Consider the following 17,681-nt stretch of genomic DNA (forward strand, 5'->3'; position numbering starts at 1 on the left):
AGTTTCTTCCCAATCTGACCAGGGGACTTGCTCTATATAGTTTGGGCGCTGCTGTTCCATGTTTCTTACCTTAGCATATTCTCGCTGCCATTTTTGGCGAGGGCTCTTCTACCCCCTGAACGCTTACTAAAAAAGTAAGTACCAGTGAGTTATTGGATTGGATTCAAGCCCTAAAGCAAGATACTCTGGAAGAGGCATTACGAAAATTATCCCAAAAACCGCTTCCCTATTTAGAAGTATTGCTAAAGAGTTGGGAAGCACATATTAGTTATCTCAGGCTAAGTGAGGATACCGAATGAATGAGCCAGCACTGCTAGAGTTATTCAATCGTCTCCGAGAAGCAGGACTACCCTTAGGGTTAGAGGAATATCACCTGTTGCTCCAAGCAGTGGATGGTGGTTTCGGTAAGGATGACCGCAATGCCTTAGCTCAACTTTGTTCCACCCTTTGGGTTAAATCTGATCAGGAGCAACTTATCTTTCAAGAGTATTTTGACCAGTTAATTCCTGAAGATAATCGACAAGAGATTTTACCAAGTACTACGGAAACAAGTCGTTATCAAGAAAGGATTGTAGATAGCTCAGAAGCTGATGATGCCAATACCAAACAGCGTAAACCTGTTCGAGGGATTCGATACATTATTTCTGGAGTTATTTATGCCCTAGTAACAGCTATAGGTATTCGTTTACTATGGCAAAAACCAATGCCAGACAATCCTGGTACTTTAAGCTTTAAGACTAATCCCTTCTCTAACTCCCTTGGCATTATACAAGAGAATGACAAAAATCCCAAAATTAGAATTGTTCGTACTGGTGGAAGTGGAGGCAATGTCAGTGCATCAATTATTATTGATGAAACAGATGATTATTATCTAGGACAATCATTTGATAGGAAAGACTGGATAGATGAAACAGACGATGCCTGGATAAAATCAATAGCCTTGAATGACTTTAAAAAAGCTTCTATCACTGTAACATTTCCTGATGGTGAATCTGGAGTAAAGGAAGTATATATTCCTATCTTAGATGACACAATATTCGAGGGTGATGAAAAAATTACTCTGCGATTAACTAACCCTCAAGGACAAGTCAAAATAAGTACCAAATACACGGTTATTTTGACTATTACTGATCCCGAAGATGATTTTTTAAAAAATCTATTCAAAAAGAATAAAACCAAAGTCAATATTACTAATAATTCCAAAGTTAATAATAATCCAGAACCTCCACAGTTCCTTATTGTTTTTGTGTCGATTATTATAATTACAGGCTTGCTGACTATACTGATGATTGTTGTGAAAATGATAAGTCTGCGAGAAATAATTAGACCTTCTGATTCGGAAGATACTGAGGATCCCACCAATCTACCGATAGCTAAGCTCTCCCCTGAAGTTATTCAAAGCCTATTTGACGAAATACAAGTTGCCAAAGCAATCAAACAGCCTGACAGTCAGTTGGGAGAGACTTTCCTGATTATAAATAACGATCTTCCCGTTACCTATCGGCAAATGAAGCAGGGGTGGCGCTATCTGCGACATTTAATGGGAGAGGGGGTAGCAACGGAACTAGACCTGGAAGCAACCATAGATCAAATTGGACAACAGGGTTTTCTAATCAATCCGGTACTAAAGCCTCGTCGTATTAATAAGATAGAACTTTTATTGCTGATCGATCAAGATGGCTCGATGGTGCCTTTTCATCACCTTTCACAAGCACTGGTGGATACAGCCTCAAGAGGTGGACGTTTTAATCAAGTCAGGGTGTATTATTTCCATAACTGTCCCAGTGACTATCTTTACCACGATCCATACCACCTAGAAGCCGTACCCATTGAAGATTGTCTGTCACAACTGCTAAAAACACGAGTAGTTTGCTTAATCTTTAGTGATGCCGGGGCTGCTCGTGGACAGTATAGTTCTAGGCGTCGTCGTCGCACCAAATTTTTTCTGAAGGATTTAAAACACTATGTACCTCCCATTGCTTGGCTTAATCCTTTTCCCCGTCACCGTTGGGAATCCACCACTGCTGAAGAAATTGCCAAGCTAGTTCCTATGTTTGAAGTTAATCGTCAGGGACTTTATCAAGCCATCGAGACATTGCGTGGACGGAATCAAAAATTAGGAAAATCAATCAAAATCAATCTGTTATAGAGTTTCCTAATCTAGGAAAATTAGGGGGGATTCAAAGCTGGTGCTTTACGGGGCGGACTATCCCAACTTTGACGGTGCGTTACGGGACGGGCTATCCCAACACTGGCTACGAGGCAGAAAATGAGGGCTCGCCCGTCCCTAACGCACCCTACTGGAGTGACCATGTTAAAATAGTGTAATAGAGCCAGGGAGCGGTGAGAACCATGGGTAGAGGAAGACGGGACAAGATTGCACTGAGTACAGAGCAAAGGCAAAGACTCGAAGCAATTAGCCGGAATGGACACGCACCAGCCAAAAAAATCCTTCATGCACAAATCTTGTTGATGTCCGATCAAGGAGAGCTGGCAAGGAGAACATGGACAGATAACGAAATCGCTCAAGCTCTGAATCTGCATCGCAACACAGTGGGTCGAATCCGTCAGCGATTTCTAGAGAAAGGGGAAGCGCCAGCATTGGAAAGAAAAGCGAGAAGAAAGCCCCCGGTAGACCCAATCGTGGATGGAGAGACCGAAGCTCAAATTATTGCTCTGTGCTGCTCACAACCACCAGCAGGAAGAGGGAACTGGAGCATTCGCTTGTTAACCAATGAACTGAAAAAACGCAGAATTGTCACGCAAATCGGCAGAGAAACCGTGAGAAAAACACTCAAAAAAACCAATTGCGCCCTTGGAAAACCGAGAGATTCTGCATCCGATTGCGGGACTTGCCCAGATTCGTCGCCGAGATGGAAGTGGTTCTAGACGAGTACACCCGTCCAGCCAATCCAGAGATGCCGTTAATTTGTATGGATGAAGCGAGTAAAGAACTGCATGGGCATCTATATGAACCCATTCCGATGCAGCCGGGGCTTGATGTGAAGGAAGACTATCACTACACCCGCGAAGGAGTCCAAGCCCTGTTTATGTTCTTTGACCCCAATCGAGGTTGGCGACGGGTGAGTTGTCGAGAAAGCGCGCACCTGTGAAGACTGGGCCGATGAAATTAAGCATCTATTGGATGTTGACTATCCAGATGCCCCCAAAATTCGCTTACTCTCAGATAATCTCAACACCCACACCATCACCTCTTTGTACAAAACTTTTCCCGCCCCCGAAGCTCACCGTTTAGCACGGCGGTTAGAGATGATTCACACCCCACGTAATGGCAGTTGGCTCAATGTGGCGGAAACAGAGTTGTGTGTTCTGTCCAAACAATGTCTTGACCGTCGCCTGGCTACAGCCGAAGAACTTCATTTGGAGATAGAGGCTTGGCAGCAGGAGCGGAACAATGCCTGTGCCAAAGTAGTGTGGCAATTTACCACAGAAGATGCACGAGTCAAACTCAAACACCAAAACCGCTGTTTTTGAGACTGATCAAGATTTTTCTGTATAATGCACTTTTTAAGAGTGGTCACTCCACTACGAGGCTTGCCCCTCTTGCCTCTTGCCTCTTGCCTTTTGCCTTTTGCCTTTTCCTGCAATACGTATGTTCACAACCCAGATAAAAACACTATATGATCCAGGCTAGTGTATCCACAGAAATTATCCACAGAATTCAATCCTTTAGGGATAAATTTGGTGATGCACATCTGTATTTCGCATATCATGCCGCATTTCCCATTGCTCTGATGCCTGATTTGCTCTATTGTCTGTGGGCTAACTTTCAGCAAGATATACGAAACGAAAATTTAAGGATTCCCTGGATAGCAGTGGCAGATTTACTACTATCCCCTCTGTGTCATGAAGTGGGATGTGAATTATACGAGATGGAGCCGGAGACACGAAATGTGTTGCTAGAGAAACTAAACAAAAATCCTCGATTTAACAGAAATAATCATCAGCGCATTAAAACCCTAGCTCATTTTCTGCTGGCTTATATACAACCACAACTCAATAGTCCCAAGAATTCTGTTCGGACTATTGCTCAAGCTCAACGGTGGACTGCCCTAGCATATATCTACCCCGAAGTAGCAGCTCGTGACTTGGCTTTACAACTCACCCAATTAAGTCTAGATCAAAAAACAGAGTGGGTGCGGATGTCTAAGCTAGCGGAAACACTGGCTACTCCCCTCAGGGAAGGACAGTTCGAGCATTTATTGATCTACCTTGAAGGGATGCGGGATTTGGCTCGTGGCAATGAACAAGGAGCAGCGTCTAAGTTTGACCAGTTGCCAACCCACCATAATCGCCTAGTCGTAGCAGGAGTTACTTTACCTATTCCAGAATTTGAGGAGTCAGTTTGGACTATAAATACTGTTAAAGTCCCTTCTCCTTCTTTACATCCATTGGAGTTTGAAAGGGCTGAACTGATTAAACGACCTAGATTTATGGGATTGGGTTCAAAATGGGTGATCAATCGTGGCCGGGGTCAGGCAGAGGTTTTTTATGAACAACTGGGAGAGAATACTGTATTGGAAATGGTGCAGATCCCAGGAGGGGAATTTCAAATGGGCTCACCAGAAAAAGAGGGGGACTATCGAGAAAAACCTCAACATCTAGTTAACGTTGCTTCCTTCTTATTAAGTAGGTTTCCTGTGACTCAAGCCCAGTGGGAAGCTATTGCTAGGACAGATAAAGTTAGGATTGATTTACCACCTGCTCCCTCACGCTTCCAAGGTAAAAACCTGCCAGTAGAAGGGGTTACCTGGTTCGAGGCAATTGAGTTTTGTGAGCGCTTGCAACTAAAAACAGATAGACCCTATCGCTTACCCAGTGAAGCAGAATGGGAATATGCCTGTCGTGCTGGCACAGCTACTCGTTTTCACTTTGGTGAAACCATTTCTCCCAAAGTAGCAACTTATAACGGTACTCAAACAACTGCAGTTGGCTCTCATCAAGCAGCCAATGCTTTTGGACTAGAAGACCTCCATGGTAATGTCTGGGAGTGGTGTGCCGACCACTGGTATGATAACTACATTGATGCACCGGTAGACGGAACTGCTAGGACAACTAACTCTAGAGCGTCACATCGAGTAATACGGGGTGGGTCTTGGCTTGACACTCCAAACCTGTGTCGTTCTGGGTATCGCAATGCTCTTCCCCCTGGCAATAAAGTTATCACCATTGGTTTACGAATCGCTTTGTCCATAGAAGCATTTAATTTAGATTAAATCGTACATAGTTTAACCTTGTTTAGTTTATAAATAACCTTTTGTGGAGCAATTAATATGACGTGAGTTCGATGGAATCGCGATCGCCGACTGAGCAGGAATGCCGACCTTCATCCTGGATGGCTATGCCCAACAAAATCGGGACTGATAAACTTTGACTTGGATGAGGGAAGTTCCGTTGGAAGGGTTGTTAATACAGAGCAGCAGGTAAGGCAGGTAAACCTTTTGGTTCTAGATCAAGAGCTGGCTTTCAAGGTAAATACGTATAGGCAATTAATCCACCAAAAAGATTGACGAAAAAGTTCCAAATGCTTCGATGTCGGATGTCGAGAATGGTCACTATGGCAGATGTTTTTGAGTTGATCGTTAACGGTTTCAATTAAAGAACGTTTGCGAAGTAATATTTTATCAATAAATTTAACTAAATTTTGTTTCATATTCTTTTTGTAACGAGTTATCAGTTGTAGACATTTATTATAGAATTTTTCAGCGATGCAGCGCGGTCTTGGGGGTTTCCCCCATGAGCGACTGCATCAAGACAAAGAGTGCTTGAGAAATCTAGCTTCGGTCACCAAACAATTTGCCTAAAATATCCTGGGTCAGCTCAGGAATAGGTTTGCGATCATCAGTATTATCTGAAGTTAACTTAAAAGCTAATAATTATCCGCGTTCGCGTAGCGTGGCCAAAGGCCAATCATTGATAATTAAATGAAGTTTAAATCCATAATGCCATACCACAGAATTTTTTTCCCATCCGACTAACCCTTCAAAAACTCGATGTGACCTACTGCGACAGGGATGACAGACTTCTATAGGAGTCGAATCAATGAAGCTAATGCCAGTCATTTTTCCTTTTCGAGTATGTAAAAAAAAACATAACAGAATCATTGACCAGGGCATGATTTCTACAAAACGAGTATAATTCACTAGCTGAGGAAAAGCCGATTTACAATGAGGCAAAACTTGTAAGGTATAAAAATATTTAAATGTTCGATATCCTGACCCGTAAAAACCTATAAATATCGTCATAAATTCACTAAAAATCAGCCGATAACTACATATTTTTTCAACACAAGCTGTTAATTGTGGTGTAGAATAACAGTAGTTTTAAAATTTTTGATAAAAATCGTCTACATCACAAAAAACTTTGGTAATATCAAGGTGAAATTTTATATCCATAGCAACAGACTTATATAACTGCTACAAGTAGTATAAGTCTGTTGCTTTCTCTTAAATTCACCAATTTTTCGACCATCACTGCCAGTATAAATACTTAGTCGTTCTGAACCTGAGTCAGTTATTGTTCCTCCTGACAGGGCTATTTTCACATTCTGCCTCCGTTCGCTTAGCGGCTCAATGCTCGCGCATCGCTCTTCACTTCGTCGAACTCACGTTAATATGAGTATTTTATCTGAACTTCAAAGCCGAGAACTCGGATTAATAGAATTACTTTTAATGGGGTTTGATATTTATCTGAAAAACATCAAATCTATCCTAGTGCTGTTTTGTCTAATATTTTTATTACAGATAATAATTTTAGTTTTAATTATAATATTAATATTTAGTCAGTTGCTTTTCTTTGAAGATATAGGATTTATTTTGGGGTTTATTTACTTGATTGCTATCTTGTTTACTCCCTTAAGGGCTATCTTTTTATTGATTACTTTCATGAGCATTATCCCAATGCTTGGCTTTGAAAATATAGAATTTATTTTTGGTTTTTTTGCCTTAACTTCTCTACTTGTATTGATTGATTTAATGAACACAACCCCCATATATAACATAGCCATATCGGTTATTACAGATAATTATGTTCACGGAATAAATATCAGTTATCAGAGCGTATTAAAAAAAATTTTTTCGAGTTTAAATTCTATATTATGTCTAGGTTTTATATATCAGGTTAACTTTTTACTCCGAGCCATGATGCTTTTGGTAATACCAGGAATCATTTATAGGATCAATAATCTATACTATGGGTCTGCTTTTATTCTCCGAGACCAAAGAGGAAAAGCCGCTTTTACTTACAGTCGCTCTATCGTTAAAGGTAATTGTTATAAAGTATTTGTTTTTAGTTTTTTATTTTCGTTTATATCGATTTTTTTATTATTTTTTATCTCTGGTGCATTAGGATTACTATTTAGTATAGTAATTATATTTTTTAACACTTTTGGGGCTTTTTTAGTTTCAGGAGCTTTATCCTTAGTTTCAGTAATTTTATCTTTATTTTTATACTTTTCTTCCCAAATGGTGGTTATTATTGGTAGTATACTTTTGTTTTTGAACTTAGAGTATCAAAAAAAAGTTGAGAGCTAATGAACTCGTAATCTTATATAATTCAACCAATTTGTTTTTCAATTTCCTCAATATTTGATTCAATTTTATGAAGTTTACCTTGTTCTTCTTCTATCTCCATATCTAACTGAAATTCAGTACTAGGGTCATTGGCAATAGCACGTTCGTTACGCAATCTACGGAGTTTCTCTCTCACTCTATCATAAGGCTGTTGTAAATCTTCCAATTCTTTCTCAAGGCGACGACGCTTTCGAGGTGTTAACCGTTGATAATTAGTCGAAATTTCCTCCAATTGCCCTAATTCAGACCAAAATTGATTCAAAACCTGAGTAGGAACTAAAAATCCGGCTTTAACATTCTCTCTACGCTTCTCTGCTGCTACTGCCATCCCCACCACTCCTGCTAACTGATCATCCCACACAGGAGCACCGCTAAATCCCCGCTCAACTTGATACCCAGGCACTTTAATATCTTCTATCTGTAGCCAGCCTTTGGCATTTTTGTCTCGCAATACTCCTGATCCCCATACCCCATCATCATCCCCTTTGGGAAAACCAAAAACTCTAATCAAATGGTTCCACAAATTCTCGGCTGTCACTAACTGCACTGGTTGAGCGGAGTCAGGTAATTTACTATTGAGCCTTAAGCCAGCAATATCTTCAATTACTTCAGTATCGGAAACAGGTTTCCAAAACACCACACTAGCGGTTAGTTTCTGACCGGGAGCAATCAAAGGAAAATCTAAGTGAATTGCTTCAGTAGGAGCCTCTTCAGTAGTTTGTAAAATTCCCAAGGCTTCAGTAATCACATGAGCACAGGTTAGCAAATAGCCGTTAGAGACTAAAAACCCTGCTCCCACAACTGCGCCATTGCTATGATAGATTCTAACAATAGAAGTTTTAAACCCTTCAAAGGAATTAGTGTTATGGTTCGCCATTGACTTACAGTGGTTTGTAATTTCGGTGAGGTACTTTTGTTCTGGGTTTTAGGGAGTAGGGAGCAGGGAGCAGGGAGTAGGTAAGAGGCAAGAGGCAAGAGGAACCCACCCCTAACCCCTCCCAGGAGGGGAAGGCAAGAGGCAATAGGCAATAGGCAATAGGGAAAAAATCAAAAATCCTGTATACCTCATGGTTATCAAAAACTCTGTATTGAGATTTACGGCGGTTTGCATAACTATCAGGTAAACAGGATTGTTTTCCCTCTTAGAGGTTGTCTGAGAAGTCTCATTTGCTTCTAAAAGTCCCCTAAATCCCCCAATTTTGGGGGACTTTTAGAAGCAAATTGACTCTTGTTCCCCCCAAAGTTGGGGGGCTAGGGGGGCAAAATTCAGTATCAAAAAACTTGGGAGATATCCTCTTACCTCTTTTCCCCTCCTGGCAGGGGTTAGGGGTGGGTTTCTGCTCCCTGCTCCCTGCTCCGAAGTCCCTAAAAACCCAAAACTTTGTACCTAATTGAATGGCAAACCGCTGTATCTTATTTAGATTTATCTTGGGACCATTTCAGAGTAATTTCGTAGCTAACCTCACCACCAACAGAGGTAAAGATTGCCCCAGCATCAGCCGTGAGCTTCAACCCAATTTTCACCTCTACTTGATCAGCAGGAGTATCGAGGTCACGCAATTTGGAAATAATCGTAGATGCCACCGGTTTAACCTTTTCCAATGCTTCTTCAAAGGACTGTTGAGCTTTGAGCACATACTTCCCGGAGGGTAAAGCTACCCGTTCAATGGCGTTGCTTTCTGGTTCTTCTACCTCCACCAGGAACGTAGTGCCATCGGACAAGGAAAATTCAGCCAGCTGTTTTTCTTTCATGAAGCTATAAATAACTATAAATAACTATAAATAACTATAAATAACTCTACCCGTAAGTGCATGATGAAGGCACCCTACTAGTTATAACGTTTAGAGTCGAGTTTCGCGGAAATCATGCCAATACATCTACCAGCTGATATCCCCCCAGACCAATCACCCAATTATCCCTTACTTCCCTTAATCGACCACTCCATTCACCCCTGACAAACAAGCGTCACCAGTCAAGTCAACCGGTAAAATCAAAGTTTTATTGCGCAGAAGAATTTTTGAAACCAAAATGCTTGATAATGAACCTCACGAATTTAACAGACTTAACTCAAGTTCACATCTACTTCCGGATTCACTATGACCTTACCCAACTTGATTGACAAGTCAATAGCTTCTGACCAACTCCAATTAACCCATCGGCCTCGACGTCTGCGCCGTACAGCAGCCTTTCGTCGGATGGTTCAAGAGACTCAACTGACGGTTAATGACCTGATTTATCCAGTATTTGTGATGGAAGGTCAAGGTCTCAAACCAGAAGTTAAGTCCATGCCAGGGTGTTACCGCTATTCTCTGGACTTATTGCTCAAAGAAGTAACCGAGGCATTTGAGCTGGGGATTAATGCGATCGCACTTTTCCCTCTGATTCCCCAAGACTTGAAAGATGCTACCGGTACTGAAAGCTACAACCCTGATGGATTAATCCAACGCACCATCAGAGCAATTAAGCAAGAAGTGCCAGAGCTGATGGTGATTACCGATGTTGCCCTTGATCCCTTTTCCAGTGATGGTCATGATGGCATTGTCACCGAAGATGGCACTATCCTAAATGACGCCACCGTGGAAGTTTTGGTAAAAATGGCCCTATCTCAAGCTGCAGCAGGGGCAGATATGGTTGCGCCTTCCGACATGATGGATGGACGGGTTGGCGCAATTCGTAAAGCTCTAGATGGTGAAGGCTACACTGATGTCGGAATTCTGGCCTATTCCGCTAAATACGCCTCTGCTTATTATGGTCCATTCCGGGATGCCCTAGATTCAGCTCCTAAATTTGGTGACAAGAAGACTTACCAAATGGATCCCGCTAACGCCCTTGAAGCCCTCAAAGAAATCGACTTAGATATCTCAGAAGGGGCAGATATGGTGATGGTTAAGCCAGCTTTAGCCTATATGGATGTTATCCACCGGGTTAGACAGCATACTAATTTACCCGTTGCTGCATACAACGTTAGTGGTGAGTACGCCATGATTAAAGCAGCCGGTCAGAATGGTTGGATTGATGAGAAAAAAGTCATGATGGAAACCCTGACTAGCATGAAGCGGGCTGGTGCTGACTTAATTTTGACCTATTTTGCCAAAGAAGTAGCTACAATCCTGCAGTAAGGCATTGAACCGTAGTTAGCGCTCAGCGGTCAGTTATCAGCCGTCAGCCTTTGGCCTTTAGCTCATTCTTGATAGCACCTCAAGTAGCCTGGTCTTTGGTTGATAGCTGATAGCTGTTCCCATGGCGTGCGTGGCACAGGCTTCTAGCCTGTGATAAGTGCGCATTAGCTGATAACTGATAGCTGATAACTGATAGCTGATAACTGATAGCTGATAAATCAAGAAGATATCATTAGGATTGATATTGATAAATTCTCGGCTGTAGGCTGTAGTCTGTAGACTATAGGGAACAACACAAGCAAGCCTATAGTTGATAGTCTAGAGTCGAGAAAGGAAAAGTCGCTAGGTTACACATAATATGGTGGTGAAGCAAAATGAGCTAGAGCAATGCTATAGAGTTCTTGAACTGGAGCCTGGAGCATCACCGGAAGAAGTGAACCAGGCTTACAAGGATTTAGCATTTATTTGGCATCCCGATCGTGTTCCTGAGGATAATCCTCGCCTCAAGCAAAAAGCTGAAGAAAAACTTAAGTTACTCAATCAGGCACGAGAAAAATTGCGATCGCATCATAAATCACCCACTGCTTCACAAAAACAAGCTAGGGGCAGAACACAGTATCGGAATTATCGTAATTCGAATCCAAGACCAAAACCACCACCATCAGCCCAGCCAAACCCACCAAACTATTACAAATACAAACAACCAGAACGATCTAGAGCCCAACCATCGACGACCGCTCAACCTCGGACTCCCAAGACCCCTGCTAACGCTAGAGCCCAACCATACACTCCCGCGCAGCCTCGGACTCCCAAGACCCCTGCTGAATCAAGAGCCCAACCATACACTCCCGCCCAACCTCGGACTCCCAAGACCCCTGCTGAATCAAGAGCCCAACCATACACTCCCGCCCAACCTCAGAATCCCAAGCCCCCTGCTGAATCAAAAGCCCAACCATCCACTCCCGCCCAAACTCGGACTACTCAAGCCCAAGCTCGGACTGCCCAGCCCCCCGGTAACTCTAGAACCCAGCCATCCACTCCCGCTCAAACTCGGGCTCCCAAAGCCCCTCCTGACTTGAGTGGTGCTGATTTTAGGGGAGCAGACCTCAAAGAACGAGACTTCTCAAATCGGAATCTCCAATCCGCTAACTTAAGTCAGGCTAACCTAAAAGACTGCTTTCTCCATCGGGTCAATCTTGCCGAGGCTAACCTCGAAGGTGCTAATCTCTTTAGAGCCAATTTATTTCAAGCTAACCTCAGTAAGGCTAACTTACGAGAGGCTAATCTGATTGGAGCTGATTTGAGTGGAGCTGATTTGAGTGGAGCTGACATGAGTGGAGCTAAAGTGGGTTCTAATGGTAAGCTCTTGGTTAAACTGACAGGGGCAAACCTAACCGGGGCAGTTTTGCCCGATGGCAGTATCCACGACTAATATCACCAAATTTGAATTAAATTTCAACTATTGATCATCTTCATCATCCAAATCTGGAAAGGGGAGAACAGGCAGTCTCTGCCCTCGAAACACTTCCTCACTACTAATACCTGTGGTTTCTAACCATGAACCCATAGCTTTTATTGAGAGTATACCTAAGAGCATTGGAGCAGTCCCTAGACTTACGAAGAATTTTGTGGGCATTTCTAAATTAAACAGGTCAGCAGACCGAATTTCTGGTATTTCTGGTTGAGAAGAAGACATATCGGTTATTTTTAGTACAAATGAACTAAACAAAGGCGAAAATTTAACATAAGTTCCCTTGAGCAGAAGTTAGGCAGCAATGGGCTGCTACCGAAGTAGTATTGACTCGAGAACCGATTGCCATTTAGTGCTGTCAGTCAGGATTTCAACCTCTATTGTTAGCTAAATGAATTTGATTTGCCCAACAAATCAGTAATCCAGGACTTACGCAAGTGCCCCCTAAATCCCTCCCTTGGGGGGCAGGGGAGCAAAAACAACTAAACTCCGTAAGTCCTATAGTTTTAACAAAATTGTGCTTTAATCGAGGCGAGCATCTAAGATATGAAGAAATCATTCGTCCGTTACCAGTCCAGTTAATCAATTTGTGATGTTGGATGTCGATCAGCGTCTCCCAAAAGCTCCTCCGTCCTCCCTTAGCAAGTGGGCTTATTGTGCCATTAGGCAACCTGGGTTATCCATACGAATCCGTTTGCGAGGGAACAATTTGCACATTCTGTGTGAACACCCTCAGGGAGTAGAAGCCAATAAGGTAGTCAACCGCCTTATCAAAGCCCTGAAACTGCAACAGGGAGAAGCTCAGTTTCCCCTAGACTTAGCAAACCCGATCTATCAAATAATTGTTTATGGACGTCGAGTGGGGCAGAAGCGTCCAGACTGGATTAAGCAAATTGCTATCAAACTACCGACCGATGATACTACTCATGCTTCTAACCAATCTTCCCAGACGTCTTTCGACCCCATAACCACTGATGCGGACCTAACTGTCTCAAACGAAAGTCTTGCCCGTTCTGGTTCTCCAGATGCGATCGCTCGTTATCTCAGTGAATCCCTCAGTTACTTAGGTGTCAGTGTTAAAGTCCGGATCCAACACCAAGATTCCAAAGCTAGAAGATTTTCCGGGGCAAGTTCTAATGTTAAACAAACTAACCGTCACCCTTCACCCCCTAACCGACGGCTCTGGATAATTTGTAATTCTCATTACAGCCCCGATCCCTCCTTACTATCTGAGCCCATCATCGACCGGTTACATTCCTTGCAACTCCAAGGGTTTCGAGATGCCGTCATTTGCTTTCAGGTAAGTGGGGAAGCCACTCCTGATTGGAAGCAGCGAGTGGATTTGACCCCTCCAGAACAAGTCCTCAAGGAATGGGCTCGTTGGGGAGATGTAGAAGCAATCCAGCGGTTATTAAATCAGGGGTTGGCAGCGGTGGGAATAACCGTTCGAGCCATTCTGAAAGAAAGCACCCTACATGTATTTTGTAGCGTCATTCACCGCCGGAAAACGATTGCCCCAGAAAAAGAAACTGTAGTCAGTGCTATTGCCTCAGTACTGGATTTAATCGCTCCTCAAGGAATCCAGGGTGCAACTATTTATGGTGTAGACTCAACTCAGTTCCCTAGTGAAAGATTACTGTCTCAGCAAGCTGACTCTCTCCAACCCCCCTTTGGAAACAATGGTCAACGGGGAAACAATTCCTTACTGCCAGAAACCGAATCCCCAGCCTGGATTCACTGGCTCAACTTACCAGCAGCAGACCACCAGAGTTTAGGAGAATCCACCTATTCCTTAGCCCAAACAGGGCATCACAATGCCTTGACCTTTTTGTTGGAACGCTTACTCAATCCCGACATTGACCAACGATTGGTAACAGGTGGAATAAGGGTGAAAATTCGCCGTAAACAAGACTTGTTGCACATCATGAGCGAGGCAACGGTCTGTCCTCGAAAATCTCAGGTCACTCGAAAAATTACCCGCTTCCTAGAGCAGCTGGCTATGTCCGAAATTACTGGGTTACGGCTCTATGGACGTCGGGCTGGTGCTACCTCCCCCTCCTGGAACTATGGGGTGGATTTTGTTCATCGACAGCGTCTAGTCCCAGAAGCTACCCCAGAGTTTGCTGCCTCCGATGCCTACCTGAGTGATTTGGTAACTCCCACTGGGGAACCAGTACTGCGTCCTGATCTAACCCACGACGATCTCAAGCAGGGTTTAAAAGGGGCAGTTGATGGTCTAGTTTACATACTCCAGCGTTTGCTATGCTACTCTCAGCTATTTGTACCCACTGTAGAAAACCAAGACATGGCAGCCTTCTCAAACAAGAGACAGGCAAAGGGGAAATTATCTATCCAAGGCGTAGCAGTAGCCATGGTATGGGGCGTAGCAGGATTACTAGTAACACTGATCACAGATTGGCGTTTTAGTGAGCTCCTACAGTCTCAAGCCTCACCGTCAGCAGAAGTAAAGGCAGTGACTAACTCATCACCCAAACCCATTGCTTTGCCCCAACTATCTTTGCAAAAAGGGGCGGGTCTCGGGACTGAAAACTTCAACACCTCTGGGTTTACTGCTCCTGGGGATACCATGGTGATTATCAATGAAAACGGTAATGCTACCATGGCAGCCATGCTGGCCGCAGCGCGATCGCCCAATCCTTCATTCAATAACCAGATGTTAGATGAAAAGCTAGCTCTGTACCAACAACGCCTGCTTCAAAGTGGTATCCCTGATGTACTGATTATGGGGAGTTCCAGAGCCATGCGGGGAATCGATCCCATTGCCCTGCAAGATGCCTTGGAAGAACAGGGCTATCCTGACATTGACGTGTTTAACTTTGGGGTTAATGGTGCCACAGCTCAGGTAGTAGACTTCATGGTTCGGCGCGTCTTAACTCCCGAGCAACTGCCTAAATTGATTATTTGGGCTGATGGGGTCAGAGCCTTTAACAATGGTCGAGTGGATGCTACCTACAACTCGATTATCACATCACCAGGTTACCAAGCTCTAATGGCAGGAGTTTTTCCGAACCGCACTAAACAACCACCATTACCGACAGATGCCACAGACCAACCTCTAGAGGTTTTGAAGGATAGTTATAAGTATATCAGTGACTGGCTAAATCAGTCAATAGCCAAAATTTCGTTAACTTATCCTCACCGAAGCCAGCTCAAATCTCTGTTACGGGAAAAGTTGGTTGACCTAGAAAAGTTCCTCCTACCAGACACAACTGAGACTGCAAAAAAAACTCAACATACATTATCCCTAACGTGGAAAATTGACTTTGATGGCTTCCTTCCCCTGTCAACTCGTTTTCACACCGCTACCTACTACCAGAAACATCCTAAAGTTCCCGGTATTTATGATGGTGATTACCGGTATTTTCAGCTAGGAGGTCAGCAAGACAAAGCCCTAAGAAATTTGATGGAATTTGCCCAGAAGCATGACCTTAGTATCGTTATGGTCAACCTACCCCTGACTAAAGAATATTTAGATCCAGTTCGGACAAAATATGAAAAACAATTTCAGCGATACATGTACAATTTTGATTTAGAAGGGGGATTAATTTTCCGAGATTTCAATAAGATGTTGCTAACTAAACATGACTACTTTTCTGACCCCAGCCATCTCAACCGGTATGGTGCTTACCAAGTTTCTAACCAGTTGGCTAAAGATCCAATCATGCCTTGGTCATTAGTCATTAGTGATTAATGATTAGTGATTAATCATTAATCAGTTTTAAATTGACGAACGCCCAATAAGTATATAGCGGTTTGCCACCTTCCTTAATTACAATTATCTTGGTGCGCGTTCACCCTTGTCGGGTTTCCCGACCGGGGTCGCACCCCAACCACAAGTAGTCAGTCGTCAGTCGTCAAGATTTGTAATTATACGCAACCATTCTCTTGGTGCGCGTTCACCCTTGTCGGGTTTCCCGACCGGGGTCGCACCGCTACGCAAACCGCTATAAGTATTCAAACCGAAACGATATTAACCCTTCAGCCTACCCTACCGTAACGCTATCAGGCGAACATCCTTCATCCTTTATCTTTATGTCATTTATTTCGATTACCTACAGCTGTTTCTTGTTAGTAGTTTTGGGAATCTACTGGTTGGTGCAACGTTCTACAGCTGCCACAGGTTCTCCCAAACTAAAACTTTTGGTTTTATTAATTAGCAGTCTAATATTTTATGCTTCACTACAAATCCAGTACATTCCCCTGTTGGTATTGATTACCCTAATTAATTTTTACTTTGGACAAGCACTAGGGACAAATACAGTTGCTGGTTCCCATGCTACTAATTATCATCTCTCCAATGAAGAATGGCTATTAGCTGATAGTTTTTGGAATAACCGACGATTAAGACTACTGTGGCTAGGTATTTTTCTAAATGTTATCTTTTTGCTGGGCTTCAAGTATATTCCTTTTCTATTGTCAAACTTAGCAGTAATTCCCAACTTTACCATTGCCCAAGATGGTGCTAATTGGATTAGGGATAACTTAATTGTCCCTCTAGGAATATCGTTTTTTATATTTGAGGGTATTGCTTATATCATTGATGTCTATCGTGGGGCTCCTGCCACTCGTAATCTACTCCAATTTGCTGCTTATAAGTTATTTTTTCCTAAACTGATTTCTGGTCCAATTACTCGTTATCATCCGTTTGCCCTTGAACTTAAAACCTTACAATTTCCAAGTCTTGACCGAGGAACAGAAGGACTTTGGTTGATTACATCTGGTGCGATTAAAAAAGCACTGTTAGCGGACCACATTGGGATTTTTGTTGATTTATGTTTTGGCAATATAGAACGGGCTGGTAGTGGAGATTTATGGTTAGCTATCTTTGCCTACGGTTTACAACTCTATTTCGATTTCAGCGGCTATGTAGACATTGCCCGTGGTAGTGCAGTGTTACTGGGCATTAATCTTCCAGAAAACTTTGATTTTCCCTATTTCAGTATCAGCATTGCGGATTTCTGGCGTCGCTGGCACATCACTCTAGGGGATTGGATCCGTAACTATCTCTACTTTCCCTTGGGCGGTTCCCGTCAAGGGGTTGCTCGTACCTGCCTTAACCTATTCATTGTAATGGTCATTATTGGTATCTGGCATGGAGCAGCTTGGGGATTTGTAGCCTGGGGTGGCTTGCATGGTCTAGCCTTAGTCCTTCATCGCTTGACCGAAGCTTTCTGTGAAAATAGAGATGGGATAAAACGTTGGTGGCAAAGTTGGTCAGGGGTCTTGGTCAGCTGGTTTTTGACCCAATTTATGGTGTTTACTGCCTGGATTTTTTTCCGCATTCCCAATCTCAAACAAGCCAGTTTAGTCATCCAGAATCTCTGGGGTCACCCAGCTGACATCCAATTTGGTCAAAAAGTCTACTTAACCGCTATTGGTATGGAACGCTTCTGGGTGGTTCTGCTGTTAGTTAGCTTAGCAGCCTCGATGGCTGGGGTTTACAGTATCCGAAGGGGTCTGAAATTACAACTCAACTG

General features: G+C 43.1%; 14 protein-coding genes and 2 pseudogenes. 9 read left to right on the plus strand and 7 right to left on the minus strand.

The genetic code is table 11. The features are described 5' to 3' along the window. Positions 1-295: 295 nt before the first annotated feature. The 3 genes and pseudogenes from F6J99_RS25925 to F6J99_RS25935 all read left to right on the plus strand — a co-directional run bounded on the left by F6J99_RS25925 (position 296) and on the right by F6J99_RS25935 (position 5,237). A complete protein-coding gene (locus F6J99_RS25925) occupies positions 296-2,149 on the plus strand; it encodes a hypothetical protein (RefSeq protein ID WP_293116624.1) in 1,854 nt (617 codons plus the stop codon). A 203-nt stretch (positions 2,150-2,352) separates the two neighbouring features. Next, a pseudogene (locus F6J99_RS25930) lies at positions 2,353-3,495 on the plus strand (IS630 family transposase). A 146-nt stretch (positions 3,496-3,641) separates the two neighbouring features. Continuing rightward, on the plus strand, positions 3,642-5,237 hold the full coding sequence (locus F6J99_RS25935; RefSeq protein ID WP_293116626.1) for a formylglycine-generating enzyme family protein: 1,596 nt from the start codon (positions 3,642-3,644) through the stop codon (positions 5,235-5,237). A 236-nt stretch (positions 5,238-5,473) separates the two neighbouring features. Here the strand turns inward: F6J99_RS25935 and F6J99_RS45710 are convergent, their stop codons facing one another. From F6J99_RS45710 to F6J99_RS25945, 3 genes and pseudogenes are all read right to left on the minus strand, one after another. Further along, positions 5,474-5,674 (minus strand): transposase, encoded by a 201-nt coding sequence (locus F6J99_RS45710; protein WP_365974189.1) that lies wholly within the window; start codon positions 5,672-5,674, stop codon positions 5,474-5,476. A 121-nt stretch (positions 5,675-5,795) separates the two neighbouring features. Next, positions 5,796-6,266: pseudogene (locus tag F6J99_RS45715) on the minus strand (transposase). Between the two features lie 140 nt (positions 6,267-6,406). Then, positions 6,407-6,565 (minus strand): hypothetical protein, encoded by a 159-nt coding sequence (locus F6J99_RS25945; protein WP_293116628.1) that lies wholly within the window; start codon positions 6,563-6,565, stop codon positions 6,407-6,409. Positions 6,566-6,635: 70 nt separating this feature from the next. Here F6J99_RS25945 and F6J99_RS25950 point away from each other — a divergent pair, with 70 nt between their 5' ends. Beyond that, positions 6,636-7,553 carry a hypothetical protein gene (locus F6J99_RS25950; protein WP_293116630.1) on the plus strand — a complete coding sequence of 306 codons (918 nt, stop codon included), beginning with the start codon at positions 6,636-6,638 and terminating at the stop codon, positions 7,551-7,553. A 22-nt stretch (positions 7,554-7,575) separates the two neighbouring features. On the opposite strand, the gene F6J99_RS25955 is transcribed toward F6J99_RS25950, so the two are convergent. Together F6J99_RS25955 and F6J99_RS25960 are read right to left on the minus strand one after the other, a co-directional pair. Further along, positions 7,576-8,469: a serine protease gene (locus tag F6J99_RS25955; RefSeq protein WP_293116632.1), complete on the minus strand. Its 894-nt coding sequence runs from the start codon at positions 8,467-8,469 to the stop codon at positions 7,576-7,578. Positions 8,470-8,473: 4 nt separating this feature from the next. Beyond that, positions 8,474-8,614: a hypothetical protein gene (locus F6J99_RS25960; RefSeq protein ID WP_293116634.1), complete on the minus strand. Its 141-nt coding sequence runs from the start codon at positions 8,612-8,614 to the stop codon at positions 8,474-8,476. Between the two features lie 199 nt (positions 8,615-8,813). Between F6J99_RS25960 and F6J99_RS25965 the strand changes: the two genes are divergently transcribed. Continuing rightward, complete coding sequence (locus F6J99_RS25965) at positions 8,814-8,987, plus strand: hypothetical protein (RefSeq protein WP_293116636.1); 174 nt, start codon at positions 8,814-8,816, stop codon at positions 8,985-8,987. 18 nt (positions 8,988-9,005) lie between these two features. Here F6J99_RS25965 and F6J99_RS25970 read toward each other — a convergent pair whose 3' ends face one another. After that, entirely contained in the window at positions 9,006-9,344 is a 339-nt protein-coding gene (locus tag F6J99_RS25970) for a CU044_2847 family protein (RefSeq protein WP_075896425.1), read from the minus strand. Positions 9,345-9,689: 345 nt separating this feature from the next. Between F6J99_RS25970 and hemB the strand changes: the two genes are divergently transcribed. Further along, on the plus strand, positions 9,690-10,712 hold the full coding sequence (hemB, locus tag F6J99_RS25975) for a porphobilinogen synthase (RefSeq protein WP_293116639.1): 1,023 nt from the start codon (positions 9,690-9,692) through the stop codon (positions 10,710-10,712). A 364-nt stretch (positions 10,713-11,076) separates the two neighbouring features. After that, positions 11,077-12,144, plus strand: a complete 1,068-nt coding sequence (locus F6J99_RS25980; RefSeq protein WP_293116641.1) for a pentapeptide repeat-containing protein — start codon at positions 11,077-11,079, stop codon at positions 12,142-12,144. Between the two features lie 27 nt (positions 12,145-12,171). On the opposite strand, the gene F6J99_RS25985 is transcribed toward F6J99_RS25980, so the two are convergent. Further along, complete coding sequence (locus F6J99_RS25985) at positions 12,172-12,408, minus strand: hypothetical protein (protein WP_070396253.1); 237 nt, start codon at positions 12,406-12,408, stop codon at positions 12,172-12,174. 484 nt (positions 12,409-12,892) lie between these two features. Between F6J99_RS25985 and F6J99_RS25990 the strand changes: the two genes are divergently transcribed. After that, on the plus strand, positions 12,893-15,895 hold the full coding sequence (locus F6J99_RS25990) for a DUF1574 family protein (RefSeq protein WP_293116644.1): 3,003 nt from the start codon (positions 12,893-12,895) through the stop codon (positions 15,893-15,895). A 341-nt stretch (positions 15,896-16,236) separates the two neighbouring features. Continuing rightward, positions 16,237-17,681: MBOAT family protein (locus tag F6J99_RS25995; protein ID WP_293116646.1), on the plus strand; the 1,445-nt coding region annotated here is incomplete at its 3' end.

Source organism: Moorena sp. SIO4G3, assembly GCF_010692305.1.
Classification (GTDB): Bacteria; Cyanobacteriota; Cyanobacteriia; order Cyanobacteriales; family Coleofasciculaceae; genus Moorena; species Moorena producens_A.

What these genes read in the sequence shown, in the direction of transcription:
- F6J99_RS25970 (WP_075896425.1), bottom strand. Translation starts at nt 9,344, where the DNA reads ATGAAAGAAAAACAGCTGGCTGAATTTTCCTTGTCCGATGGCACTACG.
- F6J99_RS25935 (WP_293116626.1), top strand. Translation starts at nt 3,642, where the DNA reads ATGATCCAGGCTAGTGTATCCACAGAAATTATCCACAGAATTCAATCC.
- F6J99_RS45710 (WP_365974189.1), bottom strand. Translation starts at nt 5,674, where the DNA reads ATGAAACAAAATTTAGTTAAATTTATTGATAAAATATTACTTCGCAAA.
- F6J99_RS25950 (WP_293116630.1), top strand. Translation starts at nt 6,636, where the DNA reads ATGAGTATTTTATCTGAACTTCAAAGCCGAGAACTCGGATTAATAGAA.
- F6J99_RS25955 (WP_293116632.1), bottom strand. Translation starts at nt 8,469, where the DNA reads ATGGCGAACCATAACACTAATTCCTTTGAAGGGTTTAAAACTTCTATT.
- hemB (WP_293116639.1), top strand. Translation starts at nt 9,690, where the DNA reads ATGACCTTACCCAACTTGATTGACAAGTCAATAGCTTCTGACCAACTC.
- F6J99_RS25925 (WP_293116624.1), top strand. Translation starts at nt 296, where the DNA reads ATGAATGAGCCAGCACTGCTAGAGTTATTCAATCGTCTCCGAGAAGCA.
- F6J99_RS25985 (WP_070396253.1), bottom strand. Translation starts at nt 12,408, where the DNA reads ATGTCTTCTTCTCAACCAGAAATACCAGAAATTCGGTCTGCTGACCTG.